Source organism: Gimesia algae (assembly GCF_007746795.1).
Lineage (GTDB): Bacteria > Planctomycetota > Planctomycetia > Planctomycetales > Planctomycetaceae > Gimesia > Gimesia algae.
In genome coordinates this window covers 2,426,050-2,452,353 of record NZ_CP036343.1, presented here as the reverse complement: position 1 = coordinate 2,452,353, position 26,304 = coordinate 2,426,050, and the positions used below count along the sequence as shown (strand labels likewise).

The 26,304-nt window shown below is 49.8% G+C and carries 11 protein-coding genes; 6 read left to right on the top strand and 5 right to left on the bottom strand.

Annotated elements, in window-relative coordinates; translation table 11 throughout:
• The first annotated feature begins 15 nt into the window (after nt 1-15).
• The 3 genes from Pan161_RS08865 to Pan161_RS08855 all read left to right on the top strand — a co-directional run bounded on the left by Pan161_RS08865 (nt 16) and on the right by Pan161_RS08855 (nt 8,091).
• On the top strand, nt 16-2,052 hold the full coding sequence (locus Pan161_RS08865; protein ID WP_197995784.1) for a PQQ-binding-like beta-propeller repeat protein: 2,037 nt from the start codon (nt 16-18) through the stop codon (nt 2,050-2,052).
• 288 nt (nt 2,053-2,340) lie between these two features.
• A complete protein-coding gene (locus Pan161_RS08860) occupies nt 2,341-6,429 on the top strand; it encodes a response regulator (protein WP_197995783.1) in 4,089 nt (1,362 codons plus the stop codon).
• Between the two features lie 3 nt (nt 6,430-6,432).
• Nucleotides 6,433-8,091 carry a Glu/Leu/Phe/Val dehydrogenase dimerization domain-containing protein gene (locus Pan161_RS08855; RefSeq protein ID WP_145225963.1) on the top strand — a complete coding sequence of 553 codons (1,659 nt, stop codon included), beginning with the start codon at nt 6,433-6,435 and terminating at the stop codon, nt 8,089-8,091.
• A gap of 37 nt (nt 8,092-8,128) precedes the next feature.
• On the opposite strand, the gene Pan161_RS08850 is transcribed toward Pan161_RS08855, so the two are convergent.
• The 4 genes from Pan161_RS08850 to Pan161_RS08835 form a co-directional block, all read right to left on the bottom strand.
• Nucleotides 8,129-10,660 (bottom strand): ATP-binding protein, encoded by a 2,532-nt coding sequence (locus Pan161_RS08850; protein ID WP_145225961.1) that lies wholly within the window; start codon nt 10,658-10,660, stop codon nt 8,129-8,131.
• Nucleotides 10,653-12,164, bottom strand: coding sequence for an ATPase domain-containing protein (locus Pan161_RS08845; protein WP_145225959.1), 1,512 nt, complete (start codon nt 12,162-12,164; stop codon nt 10,653-10,655). The genes Pan161_RS08850 and Pan161_RS08845 overlap by 8 nt, the downstream gene beginning before the upstream one ends.
• Nucleotides 12,165-12,882: 718 nt before the next feature.
• A complete protein-coding gene (locus Pan161_RS08840) occupies nt 12,883-15,387 on the bottom strand; it encodes a hypothetical protein (protein ID WP_145225957.1) in 2,505 nt (834 codons plus the stop codon).
• Between the two features lie 20 nt (nt 15,388-15,407).
• Nucleotides 15,408-17,921, bottom strand: coding sequence for a DUF1549 and DUF1553 domain-containing protein (locus Pan161_RS08835; RefSeq protein WP_145225955.1), 2,514 nt, complete (start codon nt 17,919-17,921; stop codon nt 15,408-15,410).
• A gap of 330 nt (nt 17,922-18,251) precedes the next feature.
• Here Pan161_RS08835 and Pan161_RS08830 point away from each other — a divergent pair, with 330 nt between their 5' ends.
• The gene (locus tag Pan161_RS08830) at nt 18,252-19,640 is read left to right on the top strand and encodes a DUF1501 domain-containing protein (protein WP_232103671.1); all 1,389 of its coding nucleotides are present in this window, start codon (nt 18,252-18,254) and stop codon (nt 19,638-19,640) included.
• Nucleotides 19,641-19,840: 200 nt separating this feature from the next.
• Nucleotides 19,841-21,217: an FAD-dependent oxidoreductase gene (locus tag Pan161_RS08825; RefSeq protein WP_145225951.1), complete on the top strand. Its 1,377-nt coding sequence runs from the start codon at nt 19,841-19,843 to the stop codon at nt 21,215-21,217.
• A gap of 532 nt (nt 21,218-21,749) precedes the next feature.
• On the opposite strand, the gene Pan161_RS08815 is transcribed toward Pan161_RS08825, so the two are convergent.
• The gene (locus tag Pan161_RS08815; RefSeq protein ID WP_145225949.1) at nt 21,750-22,415 is read right to left on the bottom strand and encodes a response regulator transcription factor; all 666 of its coding nucleotides are present in this window, start codon (nt 22,413-22,415) and stop codon (nt 21,750-21,752) included.
• An 888-nt stretch (nt 22,416-23,303) separates the two neighbouring features.
• Between Pan161_RS08815 and Pan161_RS08810 the strand changes: the two genes are divergently transcribed.
• On the top strand, nt 23,304-26,222 hold the full coding sequence (locus Pan161_RS08810; RefSeq protein WP_145225947.1) for a tripartite tricarboxylate transporter substrate-binding protein: 2,919 nt from the start codon (nt 23,304-23,306) through the stop codon (nt 26,220-26,222).
• Nucleotides 26,223-26,304 lie beyond the last annotated feature (82 nt).

Genomic DNA, 26,304 nt, shown 5'->3' with positions numbered 1-26,304 from the left:
TTTAATGAGCAGCCAGTGGCGAATGAGTTCTCACCCCCTGCGCGGGGGATTACTGTTCAACTGCGTCAGACAGTCTGGCTACTGTTTCTCTCACTGGTGACCTCTCCCGGAACTGTATTCGCACAGACAGACCTTCCCAATCCATTTATACCAGCAGATGCCAAAGAGGCCGGTTGGCCTTCCGTCAGGGGGCTTCATTTTGATGCACATTCCCCTGAAATACATCTGGCAGATACCTGGCCTGCGGCAGGGCCTCCGGTGCTGTGGGTGAAAGAGCTGGGGCAGGGCTACTCTGCTTTTGTTGCGAAAGGAAATCGAGTCTATACCCAGGGGCAGAATCTGCAGGGGCAGTATGTCTATTGTCTGGATGCCCGTTCGGGAACAGAAATCTGGAAGTATTGGTATGACTGGCCTTACGAACTGGCGGGAGTTTACCCGGGACCGCGTGCCACACCCACACTGGCAGAGGGGCGTCTGTTGTTTGCTGGCCCCAGTGGCCTACTCGAATGCCTGGATGCTGCGACCGGAAAATTAATCTGGTCGCGCAATCTCGTTACCGAATTCAAGGGGGATGGGGGGACCGGATTTGGTTACGCCTGTTCGCCTGCGGTCGTCGATCAACTGGTGATGATGCCTGTCGGAGGTCCAGGGGCCAGCATGGTTGCCTTGCATCTGAAAGATGGAAAAACAGCCTGGCAGTCGGGAAGTCAACCAGCCAGCTATACCCCGGCCATGCCCATTACCCGCAAGGGGCGAAAACTGATTGTGGGTTATCTGGAAAATGCACTGGTACTCCACGATCTGAAAACCGGTGAATTACTACTGGAACAGGAACTGTCAGACGGATACGACGAACATTCGTCCTGGCCAATTTACCGGGAGCCATACTTATGGATTGCCGCTCCCTTTAGAGCAGGCTCTCAATTATTTGAAATTCCTGCCAAATTCGATAAAGAGACAACACTTAAAAATATCTGGCGGTCACGGACTCTGTCTAATGATGTGCTTTCGAGTGTTCTGGTGGGCGATCAAATCTATGGTTTTGATATTTTCGATCAGCAGTCAAAAACGCAGCGTCCTTCACGGGGAAAGTTTCGTTGTATTGACTTTCTGACGGGAAATGAATTATGGGAGCAGGGGTCCGGCAGGCCGGAACGTTCCAACAATGATATTGCAGACGAGATCGGTCAGGCTGGAATCATCGTCGCAGATGACAAATTGATTTTGCTCAACGAACGTGGCGAACTGATTTTGTTGAGAATCAATCCGGAGCAATGTGAAATCCTGGCCCGCTGTTCTGTTCTGACTGGTGAATTGACCTGGACGCCGCCGATTCTGCATCGCGGTTGTGTTTATATACGTAATCAGTCGCGGGCGGCCTGTATCTATGTAGGGGAATCGGAATTACTGCCGACTCAGCAAAAGACATTGCGTGTTGATGAGATCCCCCAGGAACAATATGTGGACTGGGCGGGTCAAATTCTTTCCGTGGAACCGGAGTATGCCTTTGACCTGCCTTCCCATGCCTGGCTCTGGAACTGGTTTTTCTGGTCTATAGGATTGCTGCTGGCCAGTCTGCTGATCGCGATGGTGCCAGCGAGTCTGGTTCGAGCTGAGAGACGTCTGTTGACGTGGACCGTTTGTTATCGAACGCTCGCTTTTGTATGCGGTGCCCTGGGGACCACCTGGATCAGTGCCTGGATGGAAGAGTTCGTTTTTACCTGGCCTCTCTGTCTGTATATTGCCTTCGATCCTGTTTTGGCCGTCGTTCAGTTCCGGAGATTGAAACAGAGCACGATCTGGCGCGACTACCTGCCTTTGCTGGTGTTTGCTGGCATTTCAATTCTGTATTTTCTGTTATGCCGACGTTTGAGTCTGGTTTTTGAATGGGCCTTTCTGGCTGGTCCGATCGGGGCACTTCCGCTGGGGCTGCTGGAAGCACAGCTTTCCAAAGAAAAGTTCAAGGGAATCTGTCTATCTGTAATCTTAAAGCTGCTTACTTTTGCCGGGTTTTACGGAAGTGGGATTATAGTGTTTTGGCTTAAATACTGATGCCAGTTTGAATCTCAAATTAACTGCTTCCAATCTGTGAAACGTCGGGTTTTCCTCAGAATTGATGAAATCTATCCGAAAGTCCGATAGATCCTTTCGAACTTTTAAACAACCCATTTCCAAAACAGTGGTTTCTGCATAGAATATACCTAAACGCATACGATGCAATAAATTGCAGATTGCAGTCGTCCGACGATTGCAATGAAATTGCCTCGCCTGGAGAGGGGCTGGATGACAGCCATTCTGTCCAGACGCCGGTATCGTGATGTGTCAGGAAGGATCAGCTCCATGTGCGCTTCCATAGATCGAGAACAGGTTGCTACTGCAACAAAACAACATACTTTCACAAATGAGGCGCCTTCATTCTGGCGCTCACTGTTGTTGAAAAATACTCTGTTCGTCGCAGCCGTCGTGGTATTAAGCGGAGGGATCCTCGGGCATCTGGCCTATGTTGTCGCGCGCGATATTATTCATGATAATATTCATCTCCGTCTGCAGTTGGTTGTCACAGATCGGGCCGCTCTGTTTGAAGAATATGTGAAGCAGCAGCTGGAACGCGCGGCTCTGGTGACGAATCGTACCAGTCTGCATGAACTGATTGAGGAGTTCAATGAGGGAGAGATTAATCTGAATTCGTTTCGTGAGCAATCGCAGCGAATTCTGGAGGATACAAAATTTGGAAGTACATCCGGTTTCCGTGATCTGTGGATTGTGAACCCACAGGGAACCGTGATTACTGCGACCAATGAGGATTATTTGAGTAAGACCTACGCCGGGGACCCAGGTTTTCTGGAAGGCAAAGAGCATCCACGCCTGGATCTGCCACAGGAGGTCAATGGCCGCTACCTCACTTATCTGGTCGCACCGATGAAAGATGAAGCAGGAACCCTGCTGGGTGTCCTCATGGTCTGGCTGGATGTGACTCCACTCAAAGAAATATTAACGAATCGGGTTGGCTTGCAGAAGACTGGTGATTTGCTGGTTGCGACCAAGCAGGGAGATCATGTTCGCTATCTGTTTCAGCCACGCGACAGTGATGACTGGTCTGTTCCACTCTCTGATGTACCAGCCATGGCGAAAGCGCTACAGGACGAAAGTGGATCAGAGGTGATGGACTACAGAGGCGATCGGGTTCTAGTCTCGTATCGTCCCGTTGATTATCAACCGGATCTGGAAGCGCCTTGGGGAATGGTTGCCAAAATAAGTCTGGCCGAAGCTTACGCGCCGGTGACTTATTTGCGCAAACTGCTGCTGCTGCTGCAGGCAGGGCTGGTTATTTTCGGGATGGCAGTTTCATTTCTCGTTGCACGACGCTTTACCCGACCGGTACTGGGTCTGGCATCTTCCGCCGCAAAAATTGCGGGAGGTGATCTGGATGTCCGGGTTCCCATTACTTCATCAGATGAAGTCGGGATGCTCGGAGCTGCGTTTAATCATATGGCAGAGGAGCTGTCGGCTTCACGTGAAGAGCTGGAAGACAGAATTGAACAGCGGACCGCTGAGTTAAAAACTTCACAGAAACAGCTCAGGCGACAGTCTCGGATTCTGCAATCCATTCTGGACAGTATGGGCGATGGCGTGATCGTTGCGGATCAGGATGGTAATTCGGTATTCTGGAATCCGGCTGCCGAGCAGATTGTAGGAATCGGTCCGCAGAATGTGGATCCGGACAAGTGGTCGCAGATTTATGGATGTTATCTGGCAGATGGAAAAACCATGTGCCCCTCCAGGGATTTACCCCTGGCCCGTGCGATGCGGGGAGAATCATTGGATGAAGTCGTGTTGTATCTTGAGAATCCGGATATACCGGAGGGGACCTGGATCAATGTGACAGCCCGACCTCTCAGGAATGATCGTGGTGAATTACGGGGTGGTGTGATTGTGATGCGGGACATTACCGAGTCCCGTGCTAACCAGGAAGAACTGGAATCAAGAGATAAAAAGAACCGTGCAATTCTGGCAACCACCCATGAAGCCTTTGTGGGGATCAGTGAGAAGAGCATTATCTGTGAATGGAATGAACAGGCGGAGATGACATTTGGCTGGTCTCCTGCAGAAGCCATTGGTCGCTCTCTGGAAGAGACGATTATGCCCGAAAGGTACTGGCACAAGCATGTTCATGGATTAGAACATTATCTCCGGTCAGGCGAGGGTCCTTTGCTGAACAAGAGGCTGGAACTTTCTGCCATGCATCGGGATGGCCACGAATTTCCTGTCGAGCTGACTATTACACCAGTGCCTCAGGGAAACGGGTTTCTGTTCGCTGCCTTTATTCATGATATTACTGAGGAAAAACAGGCAGATGTAGAATTAAGGCAGGCGAAGGAAGCCGCCGAAGCTGCCAGTCGTGCGAAAAGCGCATTTCTGGCAACCATGAGTCACGAAATTCGCACTCCGATGAATGCGGTCATTGGGATGACAGAACTGCTGCTCGAAACGAAACTGAATTCCACGCAGCGCGAGTATCTGACGATGGTGCAGGAATCGGGGGAATCGTTGCTTTCGGTGATCAATGATATTCTTGATTTCTCCAAAATTGAAGCGGGACGATTTGATCTTGAGAAAGCGCCGTTCCATCTAAGGGAAAATCTGGGGGATACCATGAGGTCTCTCGCAGTCCGCGCCCATCATAAGCATCTGGAACTGGCATTCCACCTCGACGCAGATGTCCCTGATACGATCGTTGGTGACCGTTTCCGACTGCGGCAGATCATTGTCAACCTGGTCGGGAATGCCATTAAATTTACAGAGGAAGGCGAAATTGTTCTGGATGTGAATTACGATTTCCAGTCAAAGAATGAACTGCAACTGCATTTTGTTGTCCGCGATACAGGCATCGGGATCCCCGAAGAGAAACAGCAACAGATCTTCCAGGCATTTGAACAGGTCGATGAATCGATGACCCGCCGTTTCAGCGGTACGGGGCTGGGGCTGGCAATTGCCTCGCGTCTGATTGAAATGATGGGCGGAAAGATCTGGGTGAACAGTGAAGTCGGCAAGGGGAGTGAATTTCATTTTACCGCACGCTTCGAATTAACAGAGGAAGAAGTTCCCGCGAACGAACCACTGCTGAAAGCGGAGCTTGATGGTTTGCGGGTTCTGATTGTTGATGACAATCACACGAATTGTCAGATTCTTGAAGAAATGCTGGGCAGCTGGAATATGCAGACGCAATCCATCAATCGTGGCAGTGATACTCTGGATGTCATGCATGCCAGTCAGCAGGCGAAGCAACCCTTTGACCTGGTGCTGGTTGATGCGAATATGCCTGTCATGGACGGATTTTCTGTCGCGAAAGCCATTAAGCAGGATTCCACACTCGGCAGCGCTGTCATCATGATGATTACTTCCAGTGACCGTCAGGGGGAAATCTCCCGCTGCAAAGATTTGGGGATAGCCGCCCATCTGATTAAACCTTTGAAACAATCCGAACTGTTCAATTCGATTGCCGAAACACTGGGAATGAATGGAACACCCCAGCATCATGTCCGGACCGCGACAACAGATCTGGCACGGCGGATCCCACCCCTCAAGATATTACTGGCGGAAGACAGTCTGGTAAACCAGAAACTGGCGCTCGCTCTGCTGGAACCACATGGCCATGATATCGCTGTCGTTCTGAATGGCAGTGATGCCGTTGCGGAGAGGAAGTCTCGCGACTTTGATCTGATTCTGATGGATGTGCAGATGCCCGAAATGGATGGTCTGGAAGCGACGCGACAGATTCGAGAATACGAACAGGAAACAGGAGAGCATGTGCCCATTATCGCGATGACCGCACATGCCATGAAGGGGGATCGCGAACGTTGCCTGGAAGCAGGTATGGACGGTTACGTATCCAAACCGGTTCGTGTCAGAGAACTGTATTCGACCATGGAAGAATGTCTGCATCTTACTTCAGCAGATGCTCTCACTGAAGAAATCATAATTCCGGAAATAAAAAACGAGGGCGAGACAGTGAGTGGTTCAAACAGCAATTCAACAGCCGGAGAACAAGAACAATCGAACGACATCGATACGGAGAGAATCATTAACTGGCAGCAGGCGATGGAAAAGTCTGAAATTCCTGCTGAAGCACTTAATGAACTTGGACAGATCTTTCTGACCGAAGCACCTCGCTTATTATCAGAAATCAAAGAAGCACTGAAAGAGAATGACGCGCAGTCGCTCAGACGCGCGGCCCACACATTGAAAAGTTCGGCTGCCCTGTTTGAAGCGCATCCTGCTGCCGCAGCGGCGCTGAAGCTGGAAATCCTTGGGAAAGAGAAAAAACTGAGCGAAGCCAGAGAGGCATTAGAGAACCTGGACCGGGAATTCGACCGTTTGCTTCCGGCAGTCGCCAACCACATTGAGTCAACTACCTCTGAAAAGGAATGAGTCATGAATACTGCATCTGGGAATACAGTGAAAGTACTGCTGATTGAAGACAATCCCATTCATGTCGGTTTGGTAAAAACCTTGCTGGCTGAATCAAAATCCCCGGTCTTTCAACTTCAATTTGCCGGAACGTTGCAGGCCGGATTGAATCAGCTGGATGCGGCTTCGGTAGATATGGTGCTCCTCGATCTGACTCTTCCCGACAGTGAGGATCTGGATACTTTCATCAGGGTTCGTTCGTTTGCCCCCGCGATACCGATTGTGATTGTGACCAGTCTGGATGATATCAAACTGGCTGCCAAGGCGGTCGAAGCCGGTGCCCAGGACTACCTGGTGAAGACGCAGCTCAGCAGAACTTCACTGATCCGGTCGATACGATATGCGATTGAACGGACAAGGGTACGCGACGCAGAATGGGATTCTCCCATGTTTCGTCTGGCCCAGCGACAGTTTCTGAAAGCAGCTCAATTCATGGGGCTGGATGATAATATCAGGCAGCGGCTGTTATTCCCGCAGCGAACACTGGTGGTCACATTACCTTTCAGACGGGATCATTACACGGAGGTGGAAACCGTCTTCGGTTATCGAGTCCAGCATATTCTGACGATGGGGCCCACGAAAGGGGGGATCCGTTATCACCAGGATGTCAGCCTGGGAGAAGTCTCTGCGCTGGCCATGTGGATGAGCTGGAAATGTGCGCTGGTGCACCTCCCGTTCGGGGGAGCGAAGGGCGGGGTTCGCATTGATCCGACCGGGTTGACGAGCCATGAACTGCAGCGGTTGACCAGGCGATTCGCGACAGAAATCAGCCCGATTATCGGTCCCGAGAAAGATATTCCAGCCCCCGATATGGGAACGAACGAACGTGTCATGGCCTGGATCATGGATACCTACAGCCAGGAAAAAGGTTACACTGTTCCTGCAGTTGTTACCGGAAAACCTTTGGTACTGGGGGGAGCCCGCGGCAGAAATGAAGCCACCGGACGCGGTGTGGTTTATCTGATCCAGGAAGCCGCGAAACACCTGAAGATGAATCTGAGTGAATGCACGGCCGTGGTACAGGGCTTCGGAAACGTCGGCAGTCATGCCGCCCTGTTCCTGAGCGAACTGGGAGTGAAGCTCATTGGTGTGAGTGATGCCACGACGGGCATTTATAATCGACACGGGTTATCGATGCCCTCACTGCTGGAATATGTAGCCAAAAACCGGTTTCTGGAAGGTTATCCTGAAGGAGATCAAATCAGCAATGAGGAACTGCTGGAACTCAAGTGTGATATTCTGGTGCCGGCAGCGCTGCAGAATCAGATTACTGCAGAGAATGCCGACCGCATTCAATGCAAACTGCTGGCAGAAGGGGCGAACGGTCCGACGACTCTGGAAGCAGATGAAGTGCTTAATGAAAAAGGCGTATTTATCCTGCCAGACATCCTGGCGAACGCCGGTGGCGTGACCGTGTCCTACTTTGAATGGGTGCAGGATACGCAAAACTATATGTGGACGCTCGAAGAAGTGAACCAGCGCTTGAAGTCGATTCTCAAAGACGCGTTTCATAGGACTTTGAATCGCGCACAAAAGAATCAGTTTGATATGCGGACCGCTGCCATGATTGAGGGGGTCGAACGCGTCTCCCAGGCAAAACTGGCACGCGGATTATATCCCTGATCCTGAAATTCGCATGATAATAGTCGGTGCACATCGTTTACTGTGTGTACCGTGCCACAATTTCAATCAGTTCTTTCGTGTTGATTGGCTTGCTGAGAAAGGCATCACAACCACTCGCGAGACACCGGTTCATATCGCCGTGCATGGCGTCAGCCGTGAGTGCAATGATCGGTCGTTTAAAACCGAGACTGCGAAGTCGTTCTGCTGTCTGATATCCGTCCAGTCTTGGCATCTGCATATCCAGCAGAATCATGTCAAATGAATTCTGTCCGCGTTCTACCCGTTCGATTGCTTCGAGCCCATCATTGACCGATTCCACTTCGGCACCTGATTTTATCAGAAACTGTTTGACGAGATAACGGATATCTCGTCGGTCATCAACGACCAGTACATTGCAGGACAAAGCGGGTTGCGTTTCCTGTGACTCCGGCGTTTCAGTAGTAGTGTTATGTTTTTTCACCGGATGAATTAACGGAGCAGAATCGACTAACCCGGCACTGATTTTACAGGTAAACGTAGTACCTGAACCGGGTTGACTGGTAACCTCAATACTTCCTCCCAGCATGCGGGCCAGCCGCGCACTGATGGCAAGCCCCAGTCCCGTTCCACCAAAAGCACGAGTGACAGAAGTGTCACCTTGGGAGAAATCCTGAAACAGCTGAGAAAGCTGTGCTTCCGTAATCCCAATCCCGGTATCGATGACATCAAACTGGATCACAGGCGACTCACCTGAGGTTACATATGAAATGACAAGTCGTATTGAACCTTCGGTGGTGAATTTGACCGCATTACCAACGAGGTTCACCAGGATCTGTTTCAAGCGTTTCGGGTCGCTTTCTATCTGACTGGGAATGGTCGTTGCGTATTCGACACTGAAATCGAGTTTCTTTTCTACGGCGCGTACCTGCATCATCGAATACACGTCTGCGATGAGCTCATTCGCGGCAAATCTCTCCGTTACGCATTCCATCTTACCTGCTTCGATTTTAGAAAGGTCCAGAATATCATTGATGATATCCAGCAGGAAACTTCCGTTTTTCTGAATCATGCGCAGGTGTTTCAGCTTTACTGGATCATTTTCTGAACCGGCAAGTAAATCGGCATAGCCCAGGACTGCTGTCATGGGAGTGCGTATTTCATGGCTCATGTTGGCAACGAATTCACTTTTGGCAGCGCTCGCCTGTTGTCCAATTTTATATAACCGGGCATTGTCAATCGCGATGGATGCCCGCCGCGCCAGCTCTTCGGCCGTCTTGAAGTCACTGGTTTTATGGCGAGACGCCGCATTGGTTTGAATCAGCGTTAAAACTCCAAACTGCTGATCACGGATTCCCAAAGCGACCACAATTAATGACTGAGCACCTAATTCCCGCAGTGCAGGCAGTTGTTCTGAGGTTGGAACGACTTCCCGGAGCAATTCCTCTGTCATGTTCTCAACAAAAATGGTTTCGTTTCCGAACAAATGTGGACTGGAATGCTGCTGCATCTGAGGATTCGAAATGGTTTGCATCAGTTGATCTGCCAGAGGAGACGCTGCCGGATCCGCATGAGCGATTTTCATGCGTCGAATCGTATGATCATCGCTGATCAGCTCCAGGATGGCCCAGTCTCCTAAGGTGGGCACACACAATGAGGTAACACTTTCCAGTGTGGTTTCAAAATCAAGCGAAGCGGCAAGTGTCATCGTTGCTTCACTCAGAAACCGTTCAATTTCAGCTGCACGCTGTTCCCGTTTCTCCTGAACTTTTTCCGCTGTAATATCCCAGAACAGGCCGGCGAAATGACCGGGGTTTCCCAGTTCCCATTCTACAGATTCGCCCATTAATTCCATCCATCTCTGTTCTTTACCAGCGTAAAGGATACGAAATTCCTCTTCAAAAGACTGTCTTTTCCTGACGGACGCTTCCCAGACATCCTGGAGCTTCGGTAAATCCTCAGGGTGAATCACGGAATAAAAACGCTCAAGTGTGACAGGTTCACCGCGAGGCAAGCCCAGTAAATCATAAATCGCATCCGACCAGTACAGTTTCTCATTCTGCAGTTCCCAAGCGGCCATGCCTCCTGCTTTCAAGGCCAGCGAAAAGCGTCTTTGCTGAATCTCCAGATTCTGATTAACATCGTTCCGTTCTTTCAGCAGGTTTCGCACACTGTATTGGCGTTGCCGGTCACGAAGATTGGCCCGAATCGTATTGATAAATACCGCAATCCGAACCGGTCGCCGAATCAGCGTAATGTTCCCCAGTTCCTGTAACCGATTAAGTGAAGGCGAGGCATGCTCACCGGCGATCAGTAAAACAACGATGGGAAGATCGGACCATGCCGGCTGGTTTGACAGTAAGTCCGGTATCAGACCATTCTGATCAGCTTTCAGGTATTCTTCTGCGATCAGTGCGACAGCAGCATTCCCCTGGTTAACCTGCTCGCAGAGACCTTTCAGACTGGTACACACGCGTGTTTTAATTCGAGCATCTTCCAGCACCTGGACGCAAAATTCATTGTCCTTGGGGGTCGGAGCCAGAATCAGCACACAGAGACTGTCGGAATCCTCTGTCACTGATTCTTTACTCATGCTCTTTTCCCAGTAACTTTGAGGTTTTTCCGGTGAAAGTGGGGGTACCACTGAGGATTCCCTGAAATTCGTCTAACGGTGAACCAACTCGAATGACACCATCCCGCATTTGAAATTCACGTATAGTGCGCTCATGAGAGCCCGTCCGTTTTTTTACTACTGAAATCGCCTGCCGCAGTTCTCCTGTCGCTTCAAAATAACGAAACAGAATGACTGCATCTGCCAGGTAACTGGCGTCGACGGGAGTAGCCATATGCCCCAGCATCCCATGTTGGGCAACAACAAGAAATGTCAGTATTTTCTGCTTGGCCAAAGTCTTGAGGATTTCATGCATCTGCACGATCAGAAAATGCTCGTGAGGCATTGCGTTCATATAACCATTCAGGCTGTCGATGACCACGACAGAAACCCGCCGGCCATCTTCGCTGGGCTGGATCGCTTCTCGAATCTGACAGGCAAACTCTCCGGGCAGTAATTCACCGGGATCCAGCTGATGAATAAGAATATTCCCTGACTCCAGGTATTTCTGAAGTGGCATGTTTAAACTGGCTGCACGCTCCAGGAGGACTTCACGCGTTTCATCGAAAATAAAAAAGACCGCTTTTTCGCCCCGACTGGCAGCGGAAATTGCATACAGCATGGCAGTGGACGATTTACCGACCCCTGCCGGTCCCAGCAGCAGGGTACTGGTTCCGGGGGAGAGACCGCCGCCTACCAGGTGGTCTAACGATTCGTTTCCACTCAAGATAAGGGGGAAATTCGCATTTTCAATCGGTTGTGGCTGCCCCTTGCGGGGAAACAGATTCAGCCCCCCCGTCAGCAACTGAAAGTCATGATAGCCTCCCTGAAATTTCTGGCCTCGATGCTTTATCACTCTCAAGCGGCGACGTTCACCACCGTAATCTCCCATCATGTGTTCCAGGCGTATGACGCCATGTGCAATACTTTGCAATTGCTGATCCGCATCCTGTGCGGTATTATCATCGAGCATCAGCACCGTGCAGTTGCGACCGGTGAAAAAATGTTTGAGGGCCAGTATCTGGCGTCGATAGCGAAGAGGACTCTGTGCCAGCAGCCGCATTTCCGAAAGTGAATCGAAGGCGACTCGCGTGGGTTTACTCTGTTCCACGTGCTCCAGTACCCCGCGGATTGTTTTACTTAATTCCACTTCGGAAGGTTCGAACATGGAATACTGTGAGGCATTGGAGTCAACCAGTTCACTCGAATCAACCAGTTCGTAGACCTCAATTTCTTGCATGCTCCAACCGTGCGAAGCGGCAACCGCCTCGAGTTCTTCTTTGGTTTCAGACAGCGTGACGTATAGACCCGTCTGTCCATTTTTAGCTCCTTCCAGCAGAAACTGGAGGGCGAGGGTGGTTTTGCCCGTACCCGGGTCACCTTCCACTAAATAGACCCGACCGGATGTCAAACCACCTTCAAGAATGGTGTCTAATGCTGGATTTCCTGTCTCCACCATCTGGACACGATTTGATTCTGTCGTCATTGTCTTCTCACATTCACGAAAATAATTAATCCAGATTTTTAATCAGTGATGAGAGTCTTGATCGACTCTGTGACCAGTTAGAAAGACTTTTCTATCTGGCGAACTCCTCTTTCAGTCTGCGCATTCGGGTGAGGCAACCTGTCAGGTTAAAATCAACAACCTCAAAGATATTATCAGCAAGCCATTACTTTCTGTCTACGCGCTTCCATTGAAAAGACGCTATACCTTCGAGGTTAAGAGTAAGATCAGGAACATGCGTTGCTTTGTCCTTGTGGATTCAGAGGGATTGAAAACGTTGATGGATATGCTCTTTAAGTCCTGCCTGCTAAGCATTTAGACGGAGAACTCCCGGAAAATAAGGGGAAATGCAATCAGAAAAGAATCTCACATGCCTGCTGGTTTCTGTGAATGGAATGAAAACATCATATGTGTCCTCAGGGGAGTGTTCGCTGAAGACAATTTGTCGCAGTGTCGTAAAATTCTGTCGAAAAGATGTGCGCAGCACAGGTTCTGAAAACAGCAATGAATCTAAACAGGAATTCTAGAGCGCATCACATTTAACCATAGCGTCTCTCAATCTATGATACTCGGTCCAAATGGCCCTGGAGACGCTACAGTAAAACTGGACACAGTCTAAAATTTAAAAATGAACATGATCTATTTCGGAATTACAGTTACGCCGCTTGAAAAGCGAGAAATTCGAAGAATTGAAGGGAGCTTATTTCTCAGCGGGTTTTGTCACATTGACTGTGATGAGTTTGGACCAGGCGGCAAATTTGTTATCCGCAGCCACGGCTTTTTTTTCTGTTGAACTCGCCTTGGCAATTGCTTGTGCCAGCGCGGTTTCCGCTCGTTTCAATCGATCTGCTGCAGTCTGGTTTGCTTTTAAAGAAGTAGCGTAATCTTCCTGCGTCTGCTTCAGTTGCTCCGCATTCTGTTTCACCTGTTCCAGAGCAGACTCGGAATTTTCAGTGTTCGTTTTTGTAAGTTCGACATCTGATTTGATCATTTTAATAAGTTCTTCGAGACGCTTCACTTCGGCAGTCGCTGCCTCACTTGCGGGAAGGTTATGGCGATATTGGGTGACGCCCACCCCCATTAAAGCTAACTGATACTGACCCGGTTCAATTTTAAAGTTCCCATTGGGTTTGAAATCGATGACCAGGGTTCCCTCTGTTTCTTTCTCGGCAATATTTACCGTGGGAGGGCGGCGTAGCATGCCGAACAATTCGTTCGGTTCAATCGTCAGGTTTCCTTTGCGTATTCCTTTGCCGGTTAATTGAATCGGAATTTCCAGTTTCTGGTTCAGTTCCACCGTCCAGGTCTTCTCTTCAGAGGGTGTGATCACCACTGGAGCCTCTTCATCTTCATTGACAGCCAGCGGAATTTGCGTTGTCAGTCGGGAGCGTACTCGAATCGAATCTGAGAAAATATGTCCCCAGATCAGCGAGGCAAACTTTGCTTCGCGAACTGCCTGTTTGTGATTGACCTGGGCTTTACCCACAAGCTTAATTTCCCCAGCCCAGCGCTTTGCTGTGGGATCAGCTGAAAGCACCAGCACGCCGCGGTCCGTTTTACCACTCAGAACCAGCGGCTTTGCGCTGACGCCTTGCGGCAAACCTTCTGCGGTCACAACAATATCACCTGTAAAACCGTCCTGTCGCGGTGCGACGATCCGGACTCCCCAGTTTGCACCTCGCCTGAGCAGGGGGGTGACAGAGTAACCGGTCCGATTGGTCGGCAGCGTTCGTTCCGTTGAAGCGAATAGCTGAAAATCAGGCGTGGGTTCTCTGATCGCCAGCCGATAGATATGGGCCGGGCTGCCACCGCCGAACTGATTCAAAGCGACCACTTCATATAATCCATCTGCTTCAGCAGTAAATGAAGCTGCCGCATCCACGGTATCGAAATTGATCGCGTCCTTATTGTCGGTACTGAAAAATGAAGGCAAATCATCGTTCTCGGCTATTTTTTTCCGTGTGACTTCACCGTCCTTTGATTTCGTGATCTGAAAAATTTCAAGGTAAGGATCCACCTTCGATTTCATCCGGTCCGCAATGACTTCAATACAGTAGGTTTTACCTTTGGTGGCGTGAAACTGGTAGACGTCTTCTTCATTGGGCTCATTGAACTGCCCGGCAATTTCGACAGGAACAGAGACGGTTTGTATTTCCTTTCCGGCGGTTTCCAGAGCAACAGGAGCCGTGGCAAAGCCAATGTTGACTGAATTTGAATTCTCCAGTTGGAATCCATGCCCATTCAGAATTCCCTGTCGAGGCTTCCAAGGCTGAAAACTGTCAGGCGGAGTAGCGACTTCAGGAAGCTGGATTTCCACTTCGAGGGACTCCAGTCTCTGTCCATTCAATACGACAGCATTCCCCAGGCTTCCACCTGGCAAGTTGCGTCCATAAACGGTATAGACGTTCCGAGATCCGGGTTCTCCTGCAGGCGGAAAGACAAAATCGATGTGAGGGCGATCAGAAATATGCAGACGATAAAAATGCTCTGAACCGCCTCTGTAAAGTATGTCAGAAATTGCCAGGAAATATTCCTGATCCTGTTCTGACTGGAGTTCGAGAAAAGGGTCACGTCCATACCAGTCACGATTACGGGTGATTTCCCGTCCTTCGGAATCATAAACAACGATCTGGCCATCCAGGCGGGAATCAACTCTTTCAGCTATCAGCTCAACGAGTATCCGTTGTCTCCCTTTGGCCTGAAACCGGTACCAGTCGATGCCTCGTGAAGGAACACTGCCGGTAACAGTCGAATTTACCTCAACAGGCTGCGCTGTTTCTCGGCTGGCATGGTTCCCTGTTTCATCGACTTCCTGACTGTCAGCAGGTGCCACAACAAACGGGCGGGCTGTGGACAGTCCAAAATAGGAGACGGCACGGACTTCATAGATACCGGGAGGAACATCATCTGAAACGACGACTTCAAATTGGGAGCCTTGAATGCGCGGTTTCGGGTAAATGTCATCTGCAGGCAGCATCACCGGTTTGGCCGTGATCCCCGGATGTGAAAAACGAAGTTCACTGGCATCATCCAGATTCGATCCGATGACTGACACCTTGACCGTTTTTCCTGCAGCGGCAGCGAATGGCCTGATCTGTCTGAGATCAGCGGTCGGCAGTTGCGCGGAAATTATCTGCTGATGTAACAGAAACAACAGCACTGAGAAGAAACAGCCACATAAACTCAAACGATTGATCGGCTTCATTTTTATATGATTCATTTTGTTTAATGGTTGAATAAAAATTCTTTAGTATTGATGACCACCCAGATAATATCTTCGTAAGCTTCTTTCACAGCCTGTTCTTCAGATGTTTTTTTGGGATCTGCTGCAGCCTGTTGACGTTTCTTAGCCAGATGAGCCAAAGCCGTATCCAGCTCATCCTGGGTCGGTTGCCTCGACATGGCGAGCAAATAGAGTTCTGTAATGTGGGTTTGGTCATCTTTTGATTTGTCGCGTGCCAGTTGTATGGCTCTGCCATCAGAAGCAGACAGAATACTCTGCATGGTGTCAGAATTGATCAAATGCAGGCTTTGCGCCAGGTCCGCGTTGGCTGTGCGTTCACATTCGCAGGCGGTATCCATCTGCGGACGACCAAAGACTCGCAGGAAAAATGATTCCACATTCGCAGAGTCATCAGGTAACGCCACCGCACGAACGCCCACAGGTTGATGATTGAAATTGTTCTTTGCGCCGGCGGCATCGTTCATCGCATCCAGCATGACTTCTGCGGATAAGCGGCGCGGGTAGTAGCGGGCATAGTTCTGGTCGTCATCCTGATTGTATTTATTGGGAAAAGAGCTGAACTGATAGGTGCGACTGTTACAAATTACGCGGCATAATTCCTTCAAATCATAATTCGATTTGACAAATGATTCAGCAAGTTCGTCCAGCAGTTCCGGATGAGTGGCTGGGTTGGTAATCCGAATATCATCTTCCGGTTCGACGAGCCCGCGGCCGAAGAAATGTTTCCAGTAACGGTTCACGAGCATTCGGGCAAAGAAAGGATTCTCGGCTGAGGAAATCCAGTCTGCCAGATCGATTCGTGGATCGCGATGGGCTGGGATGTCCAAAGCATCTCCGTCCAGTGGAGTCGGTTTCAACTCGCGGTCAGTATTGGGGTTTTTCGCGACGGCAACCATGCGTTTGTGAAAGATCGTGTCATCTTCCGGTAGTTTATAGACTTCTTTTCGACCAATTGTCGTGAAGAAAGCCTGGAATCCGTAGAAGTCATCCTGGCTCCATTTTTCATAGGGATGATGATGACACTGGGCACACTGAATTCGCACACCCAGAAAAACCTGGGCTATATCAGACATCTGGTCTTTAGGGTCTTTTACAGCCCGGTACCAGGAGACAGCGGGATTGGTTCCCGATTTACCTCGTGCCGTCACCAGTTCGGTGACAAACTGATTATAAGGCTTGTTGGAAGAAATACTGCTGCGGATCCAGGAATGAAAAGCGAATGTTTCCCGCGCGATCTGTTCCAGATTTCTCCCCGCTTTATTGCGTAGAATTCCTGCCCACTTGGCGGCGAACACATCAGCGTATCCGGGACTGTCCAGCAGTTCGTCAATTTTTCGCGCCCGTTTATCGGGACGATTGTCTGATAGAAATTCGCGGGTCTGTGCGAGTGTCGGAATTCTCCCTGTCATATCGAGGGTGACGCGTCGCAGAAACGTGGAGTCATCACAATTTTCTGAGGGGGGCAGTCCCAGAACTTTTAATTTGGCGAAAATATGCTTGTCGATAAAGTTCGTCGGTTCAGGCAGGTTGGGTGTCGGCTTTCCTAAAGGAATGGTTGCCATGAAGACGGCAACATGTTCCTGAAAGCGAACCATGACCGATGTGGTGCCCGTCATGTCTTTGAGTGTTACCAGTCCATGATGATCTACTTCAGACATCTTGGGCTGGTTCGGCTTGTACTCTGCGACACGGGTAATGTCCTGTGTTGTTCCATCTGAAAAGTAAGCGGTAACCGTCAACTGCTGCTTCGCATGTAACGGGAGCACACGATTCTGAGGATAGATTTCAATGTGTTTGACAGTCGGGCCGGTCTCAGGATCATAATGCATTCCTTCCTGTATCCAGCGCTTAATGAGTTTGTATTCTGCGCCTCCCTTTTTAAAGCGACTTCCACCACCGTGAGCAAGCTCACCCGTTGCTTTACGAAGCAGCAAGCTTGTTTCCGGTGCCGCGGCAGAAACGCGGCGTCCCAGTGATTCTTTCGTGAGGTATTCGAAATCATTGGCTGGTTCAAAACCAAGCAGGGAAAGATGAAAATTATTCTTTCCGGAAGGCGTGCCATGACAGGCTCCACTGTTACATCCACCCCGTGTCAGTTGTGGAATCACGTCATTATAAAAATTAACAGGTCGCTGTTTTTCAAAAGAAGTAACTACCACCGGAAATTTTACCGTCAGATTTTCATCTAACCGGGCTGTGACGGTGGCAGTGCCATTGGATAGCGGCGTCACAAAACCTGTGGAAGTCACTTTGACAATTCCTACAGGAAAGGGGACATATTTCACTTTCCGTGTCACATCGCGCTGGGTCCCTTTCTGATCATCTTCCAATGTTACCAGCAGCTGCTGACAGGCATCGGGGTCGGTGAGTTGAATCGTCTTCGCCTGTCGGGGAAGGTACCCGACCAGTTCCGCGGCTTCAGCAGAACCGGGATACGATGTGCAGACAGCTGTCAGACAGAAAATCTGCAGCAGTAAAAGAGAGATCGATTTCATAGAGCTTCCCGAAATAACTGGCTCAGAAGGTTCACTATATTGACTGTTGAATTCACTCTCTCGAGGAATCCGACTTAAACAGATTTGACCAGATCAGTGACTGAAAAGGGCTAAACTGGCTGCTGCATCGGATTTATCGATCGTTTTTCTTCATTCAGTCCAAATTTCAGAAGTTTCTGAATTAAATTGAACTTGTATTTCCATTCTAAACGATGCAATATACATTACAATACGTTGATGCGTACTAGTTTTCAAAGCGTATCGAGTTTTTTACCGATTGGAAAGATTGCAATGGGTGTGAAATCTGGAACAGCTCGCTGTGCAGGTCCGATGAAGCGTCGTACATTTCTTGAGTTCGGCGGGGCCAGCCTGCTGGGACTGGGAATGAACGATCTGCTGCGTCAACAGGCACTGGCGAAAGCGATGGGTGATTCACTTGAAGATACTTCTGTGATTTTCGTCTGGCTTCCTGGCGGTCCTCCCCATATGGAAACCTATGATATGAAGCCCGGTGCACCGGCAGAGTATCGTGGGGAATTTCGACCGATTCATACAAATGTTCCCGGTCTTGATGTCTGTGAAATGCTTCCGCAGCATGCCAAGATCGCAGACAAGTTCAATTTGATTCGTTCCATTCATCATGAATTTGCAGACCATGGCGGCGGGCACAAACGATTGATGACCGGTCGGGTTCCCGCAACTCCTGTGGGAACCATCAATGATGCACCCGCTGTGAGCACCATCGTGAAAAAGATGCTCGAGAAAAACGGGAATGAAATGCCGGTCTGCGTGTCCGAAGTCGATGCGTCTCGTGCCTCGATCGATACCTTTGCCATGGGACCCGCTTATCTGGGACCCTCCTCAACTCCGTTTATGGTTGCCGGTGATCCCAGCAATCCAGAATTTAAAGTTCAGAACATCGGCGTCAAGTCATCCATGGAAACGCGACTGGATGACCGGATAGCCATGTTAAAGGGCATCGATAAATTCCGCCGCGATGTCGACAAGAGCGGCTCAATGAAGGCCATGGACAGTTTCAATCGCCAGGCCATTGATATGTTGACCAGCGAGAAGGTTCGCAGCGCATTCGATCTCTCGCAAGAGCCCAAAGAGCTGCGGGACCGTTACGGCTGGAATGCTTACGGTCAACGCGCCATTCTGGGACGACGACTGGTAGAATCTGGTGTCCGGTTCGTGACGATGGTCTGGGAACACCCTTATCCAGGAAAGCCCACTCCGAAGACAGCCGCCTATAACTGGGATTCCCATGCGGTCAACGCGCATCTGTTTAAAGACTGTGACTGGCGTCTGCCTCCGTATGATCAGGCCGTTTCTGCTCTGATCGAAGACCTGTATCAGCGTGGACTGGATAGACGGGTTTTGCTGGTGGTCACGGGAGAATTTGGTCGGACCCCTAAAATCACAGTGCGGCGTGGTACACAGACTGGTGTGATGCAGCCCGGCCGCGATCACTGGCCGAAAGCCATGTCTGTCCTGGTATCAGGTGGCGGGATGCGAACGGGCCAGGTCATTGGTGCGACCAATCCCAAGGGGGAATATCCGGTCGAACGTCGCATGACTCCCAACGATCTATGGGCGACCGTGTATCGACATCTGGGCATCGACCATGAGCATGTACTCCACGATCTCCAGGGACGCCCGGTGGCGATTCTTCCGTTTGGAAGCCCCATTCCTGAACTCGCCCCGACTTCTGCCTGAGATTCTGAATGGCTTTCTTTGAACCGCTGACAGAGAACTGAGATTGGCGCACGCGCAACTGGCAGAACAAAGTGAGTCCAGAAAGAATCCTCGCTGATCAGGATTCAGAACGTTCAGTGACTGTGTTGCGACCCGAATCAGTGATTGCTATTTTGATTGTTATATCTTTAACAACAATCACTCTCACCGGATCGACAACCATGGCTATTGAGACCGAATTCATTACTAAAAGCTGGGATATCCCACTGCGTGCCAGCGTGGATGTCGCCGTCATCGGCGGTGGTTCTGCAGGAGTCGCCGCCGCTTCTGCCGCCGCCCGCAACGGGGCATCGACGATTCTCGTCGAACGCTATGGTTTTCTAGGAGGAACCTCGACCGCCGGGATGGTGGGACCCTTCATGACGTCCTACACACCCGACGGCAAACGACAACTCGTCGCTGGTCTGTTTCAGGAAGTCATTGACCGGATGGTCGCGATGGGAGGCGCCGTTGACCCTTCCACAACAGAAGCCGGTTCTGCCTGGGGCTCCTTTATCGAACTGGGGCATGCCAACGTGACGCCCTTCCATGTGGAAGCGCTCAAGATGGCGACTTTGGAAATGGTCTGCGATTCCGGTGCGCAAATTCGCTTTCATACTTCGTTTGTGGATGTCATCATGGACGGCGAACGCATTTCTGATATTGTGATTCTGGATAAAGCCGGCCTGGGGCTGCTGCGACCGAAAGTGGTGATTGATACTTCAGGAGATGGTGATATCGCGGCTAAAGCAGGGGCTCCCTTCGAGATGGGCCGGCGCGAAGATGGCAGGATGATGCCTGTTACCTTGTTCCTGACGATCGGCAATGTGGATGATGACCGCGTGGTTGCCTGGATGCGCGAGCATGAAAAACTGCATCCGGGAGAACGCTTGTTTGAATGTATCGTGAAAGAAGCACGCGAAACCGGCGCCTGGACTCTGGAACGCGAGTTTCTGAATATCTATCGCGAGCCGACACCCGGTCAGTGGCGTGTGAATACGACCCGCGTTCAGAATGTGGATGGGACAAATCCCGATGACCTCTCTCGCGCCGAAGTCGAAAGTCGGCGTCAAGTCTGGGACCTGATTCGTTTTTTTCGATCGCATTGTCCCGGTCTGGAAAACGTACAGCTGCTTGCCACAGGCAGTCAGGTCGGCGTGAGAGAAACGCGGCATATTCTTGGGGACTACGTACTCAACGGTCAGGATGTACTCGAAGGACGCAAGTTTGAAGATGGGATCGCCCAGTGTTCCTATCCGATTGATATTCATGATCCCCAGGGCCCCCGCGGCCGCCTGGAAGGTATTCACGCCGACCATTATGAAATTCCCTATCGCTGTCTCGTCCCCCGACAAGTCAGCAATCTCCTCGTAGCTGGGCGACCGATCTCCGCAGATCATGAAGGAGCCGCTTCAGCACGCGTAATTCCACCCTGCTATGCCACCGGCCAGGCCGCAGGAACCGCAGCCAGTCTTTCCCTGAAGCAGTCTGTCGCGCCTCGCGAAGTTGATATTGAACGATTGCGAAAAACACTGCAAGAGCAGGGGGCTGTGGTTTAGACTGTGCCCCGTTTTAGTGTAGCGTCTCCAGGGCCATTTGGACCGAGTATCATAGATTGAGAGACGCTATGGTTAAATGTGATGCGCTCCAGGCAAAGCATAAGTCCTGGTCGATCTGCTTTGGTACCTGAGAGTTTGTGACAGAAGATGTTCTCCTGTTTGCCCCCATGTTCTAGCGAATATCTGAATAAGACATCGGCTATAGCAAACGTGATCTGATCTTTGAGATAGTCGACTGGAATTTCTTCATCTGCCGTACGCGCTCCCAGCGGGGATCAGACCGGAAAGTCCGCCAATGTTTTTCGTGTTCCACTTCATTTTCCGCAGACAGCAGAAAGGTCAGACTGGGAGGTCAATTCCCCAGCAGCGTTTCCCCGAAGAAAACAGGAGCCAGACCAGCCTGACGCATCAGTTCGTCAAGTCGACCTTCGTTGAATATCTCCACTGTCAGACTCCCAGCTAGATTCCATTGATCGTGCTCTTGAACAGCGAGGTACGCTTCTCTCTAGAGATGTGTTTTTAGCACTGCCACTTAAGGCAGCGTCAAACCTTCACGGATCGAAAAACGAGCCAGTTCGACACGATCATGGATACCCAGTTTGTGCATAATCCGATATTTGTGGCTGTCGATCGATTTCTCCGAGAGGTGCATGGAGCGGGCGACTTCTTTCACGCTCATCCCTCTGGCCAGGTGCCTGAGCACTTCGATCTGTCGAGAAGTCAGAGAGGTCAGCATACTTTTTGACTGAATCGAATACCGATCTTTCTTGTGGTCAAAGACCAGACGTTCCTGAACCGATTGCGAAAAACAGTATTCTCCGCGAGAGGCCTTTTTAATGGCATGGATCAATGATTCAATTGGCTCTCCTTTGAGTAAGTAACCTTTCGCATTTACTCTCAATGCCAGCTCAATGAAGATGTCCGAAAGATAGCCTGTCAGAAAAATCATTTTTGTGTTTTTCAGTCGAGAGCTAATCTCTTCGGCAATATCAAATGACCCACGTCCAGGTAATTCTACATCCAAAATCACAACGTCAGGTTCTGTCTCCAGAATTAATTCCAGCCCATCGGAAGCATTTGTGGCTGAACCTACAACTTCTATATCAGGATCTCGCTGAAACCTGGAGACGATTGAGTCTACCAGAATCATGTGATCATCGACAAAGACAACTCGAATCAAATCTGTTGAAGTTAGCATGCTGACTGGGCCTCGTATAAAATGACTATGAGAATTTCATTCAAATGGTTCAGATGCGAATAGAAAAGGGGCCTTGAGAATCATATTTTAGGCCCCCTGTAGTCAGGGACCGAGTGTCTAAAGCAGTTGATGGCCCTTCTGAGTACAGGGCCATTTGGCCCGCTGGCCAGGAAGCAGTCTGATGTAACTGTATTTGTCAGCACCTTGCAGATTCTTACCGGTGAACATAAAGAAAAAAGAAAAAAAGAGAGAAAAATTCTCTAAATAGAAGAATAGTTGCATTGGGCGCTTATCGCGGGGAGGCTGACAGGTGAAACGTCGCTGTCTGATTACATTTACGGTTCCAGCCGCTACGGATCTGGATTGACGATAGCGGCCCATGTAGTACCGATACGAAATTCGTCTTACAGGTAGTCACCTTTTTTGTCCCATATGAAGGCGAACCAGCTCCCAGGTAGACTCCGCCTACTGGCCGCCGCTGTAGCATCAACTCATCCGTATTTCTGGATTCCGAGAAAATCACCGATTTCGCTGGCTGCCAACATGTTCTGAGAACTCGTGCGTTATTGCGAATTCAGACTCGACCAAATCGTTCTCATCGGGACGGGCTTTGGAACGAACGATTAAATCAACGTTTTTCGGACTCAATTTTCGCTCCAGCTGAGAAACAGAACGTCAGTTGATACAGCAAAGGGTTAAGTCTTGCAACTGCTTTAAGTCATGGGGCGGGTCAGAGCTGAACTCTGGCGAATGAATTTCAAGTATCAGGCTTTATCACCTTGAATATTCTGGATAGGATGAGACAACTCAATTCACTTCAAACATATTCACAATCGAACGGTCTCCGTTGAGTAAGGCGGCAAGCAGTCAACTGCACCAGTGCAAAATATGGATGCGATTCAAACCACAGTTGTTCAATTATCGACGCCTCTCAGCCTGACGCTGATTTTTGTGGGAACATCGCTTGGTATTTTCGTGGGTGCTATTCCCGGGTTAACCGGTGCCATGCTGATCGCACTCACGTTGCCGTTGACGTTTACGCTCGATCCTCAACTGGCGATGACATTGTTAGTGAGTATGTATGTGGGATCAATCAGCGGTGGCTTGATTACCGGGACGCTCCTGCGAATGCCCGGCACACCCGCGTCAATTATGACAACGCTTGATGGTTACCCCATGTCGCAAAAAGGTCAGCCCGGTCGTGCGCTGGGGCTGGGAATTTATGCTTCCCTGGTGGGTGGTTTAATTTCCTGTGTATTTTTAGTCACCTTGTCTGCCCCGATTGCCCGCTGGTCAACACAATTGGGACCTTTTGAATATTTCTCGCTGGTTTTAATGGCCCTGGTGTTAATCGCGACAATTGATGGTGCATCGCTGTCGCGCTCACTCTTTTCTGGCATATTGGGGATTTTGGCAGCCATGCCGGGAATTTCCGCAGCCACAGGCGAAGTGCGACTCACACTTGGGTTCACTCCTCTGAATGGTGGTTTCAAGTTGTTGCCCGTTTTAATTGGATTATTTGCGATTAATCAGGTGCTGCGCGATATTGCGAATATTGATCAAAAAGTTCCGCGTGTCTCGGCAACGCACAAGGGTGTGTGGCTGACTTTCACAGATTGGAAAAATCAATGGGTGAATATGTTACGGTCTTCTCTGATTGGAACAGCGATTGGAATTCTTCCCGGCATTGGTGCAAACATCGGCTCGATCGCCGCTTATTCAGCCGCCAAAAACAGTTCCAAAACGCCGCAGCAATTCGGTTCCGGTTCTGCTGAAGGAATTATTGCTTCAGAAGCAGCCAATAATGCGACTGTAGGAGGCGCTTTAATTCCACTTGTGGCGATGGGCATACCCGGTAGTGTGATCGATGCCATTTTGCTCGGCGCATTAGTTCTGCATGGTTTGCAACCGGGTCCGCGGTTGTTCAGTGATCATCCCGAACTCGTGCATACCATTATGGGAACCTATTTTCTGGCAAACCTGGTCATGTTTGCGGTGATGATGGCATCAGTCGGTTTTCTGGCAAAACTGGTACGTATTCCACGTCCTTTTTTGTTGCCCATTATTCTCACCTTTTGCATTGCTGGAGCATTTGCGTTGTCGAACCGAATGTTCGATGTCTGGGTGATGCTCGGTTTCGGGCTGCTGGGACTGGTAGTAGAGCGAAACCGAATCCCATTGGCGCCCTTTGTAATTGGTTTTGTGTTAGGTCCGATTGCTGAAGAAAATTTGTCTGCCGGGCTGATGTCATCGCATGGTAGCTGGTTACCGATCATCACCCGGCCCATTTCTTTACTCTTTGTCGTCGTCTCTGCCTTATTGCTGATTGTGCCGCTTGCGCGTCGGTTCCACAGACAATCGGACAGCAAACAAGAGACCATGCATGATGATGCCGAAGAGTCGGCTGCCCTTAATTCCTCAGAAATATTGAGTGAAAACGCTGAAGATGAGTCTCACTCATTTTGGAGTCGATACGGTTTACCGTTATGGCATGCTGTTGCGGTGATGGCCATTATTGGCATGACGGTCTTTCAGTTTACTGGATTCTTCTCGAATAAATCTGAGCTGACGCAATTTCCACAACGCCCGGTTCAGGCTGTTGTGCCGTTTTCTGCGGGAGGCGGAACGGACCTGTTTGCCCGAATTATTCAAAAGTCAATCACCGAGAACAGGCTGTTGAAACAACCTGTCGTCATCATTAATCAGGCAGGGGGCAGTGGTACGATTGGAAGCCGAAATGTCAAACAGGCACGGGCTGATGGTTACAAAATACTCTGTACCCATGAGGGTATTATTACATCGAAATACTCAGGCAAAGTGAACTACGGTCCGGAGGCGTTTGAACCGATTGCCCAAACGGGAGACATCAACCTGGTAGTTGTCATGCATCAAAACGCTCAGCACAAAAATTTGGCTGAGCTGTTGCATTATGCCGAGAAACATCCTGGTGAAGTTCAATTTGGAACCAATTTGGGGGCACTCGCCCATTTCGCTGCCCAAAAAATAGAACAGGCTTATGGTGGTGAATATTTTAATTATGTGCAATCGGGAGGTGGGCAAAATCGATACACGCTGCTCATTGGTGGTCATATTGATGCCACCATTTTTTCGCTGGCAGAATTTCTGGCCTATCGAGGAGATGGGCAGATTCGCGCTTTGGCAGTATTGTCTAAAGAAAGGAATTCCGTCCTGCCGAACATTTCGACGGCTCATGAACAGGGTATCGATGCTGTGGTTGGTAACTCGTTATACTGGTTTGCACCCAAAGGGACTCCGCAAGAGCGGATTGATCTGCTGGCAGATGCACTGGAACAGGCGATGCAATCTGATTCTGTAAGGAATAGTTTGCGGGCGTTGTCTATTGCACCTGTGTATTATCGGGACGAGAAATTAAATGAGAATATCAGCCAAAGTGAGAATATCTTCAGCGAACTGGTTCCCGGCTCAACAGTTCAGCTTCCGGATTTTCCTTTCTATATTATCCTTGCAACTCTCTTATTGTTAAGCATTGTCCTCGTACAGGATAAATTTCTCAGTCAAACACCGTCAACAAATAGATTCTCAAACTGCAAGCCGCGCATCTGGCTGACCATTTGTTGTTTTGTACTGCTTTGCTGTTATGTGCTGGTGTTAGATCAGGGCTGGTTCAATTACTGGCTGGCAACAGCATTAATGGTTACCGTAACTGGAGGATCTATGGCAAAATGGCGACCGAACTATTTGTTAATTCTCATCGAACTCGCTTTGTTGACTGGTTTGGGTACAGAAATTGTGTTCACATCGGTATTCTCTGTTGTGCTGCCTTAACTGGTTCATTCCAGTTCAGAAAAACAGACCTCACGCAGAGGTTGCAGAGTGTTTTCAACCACTAAGTCTCTAATTACGAAGG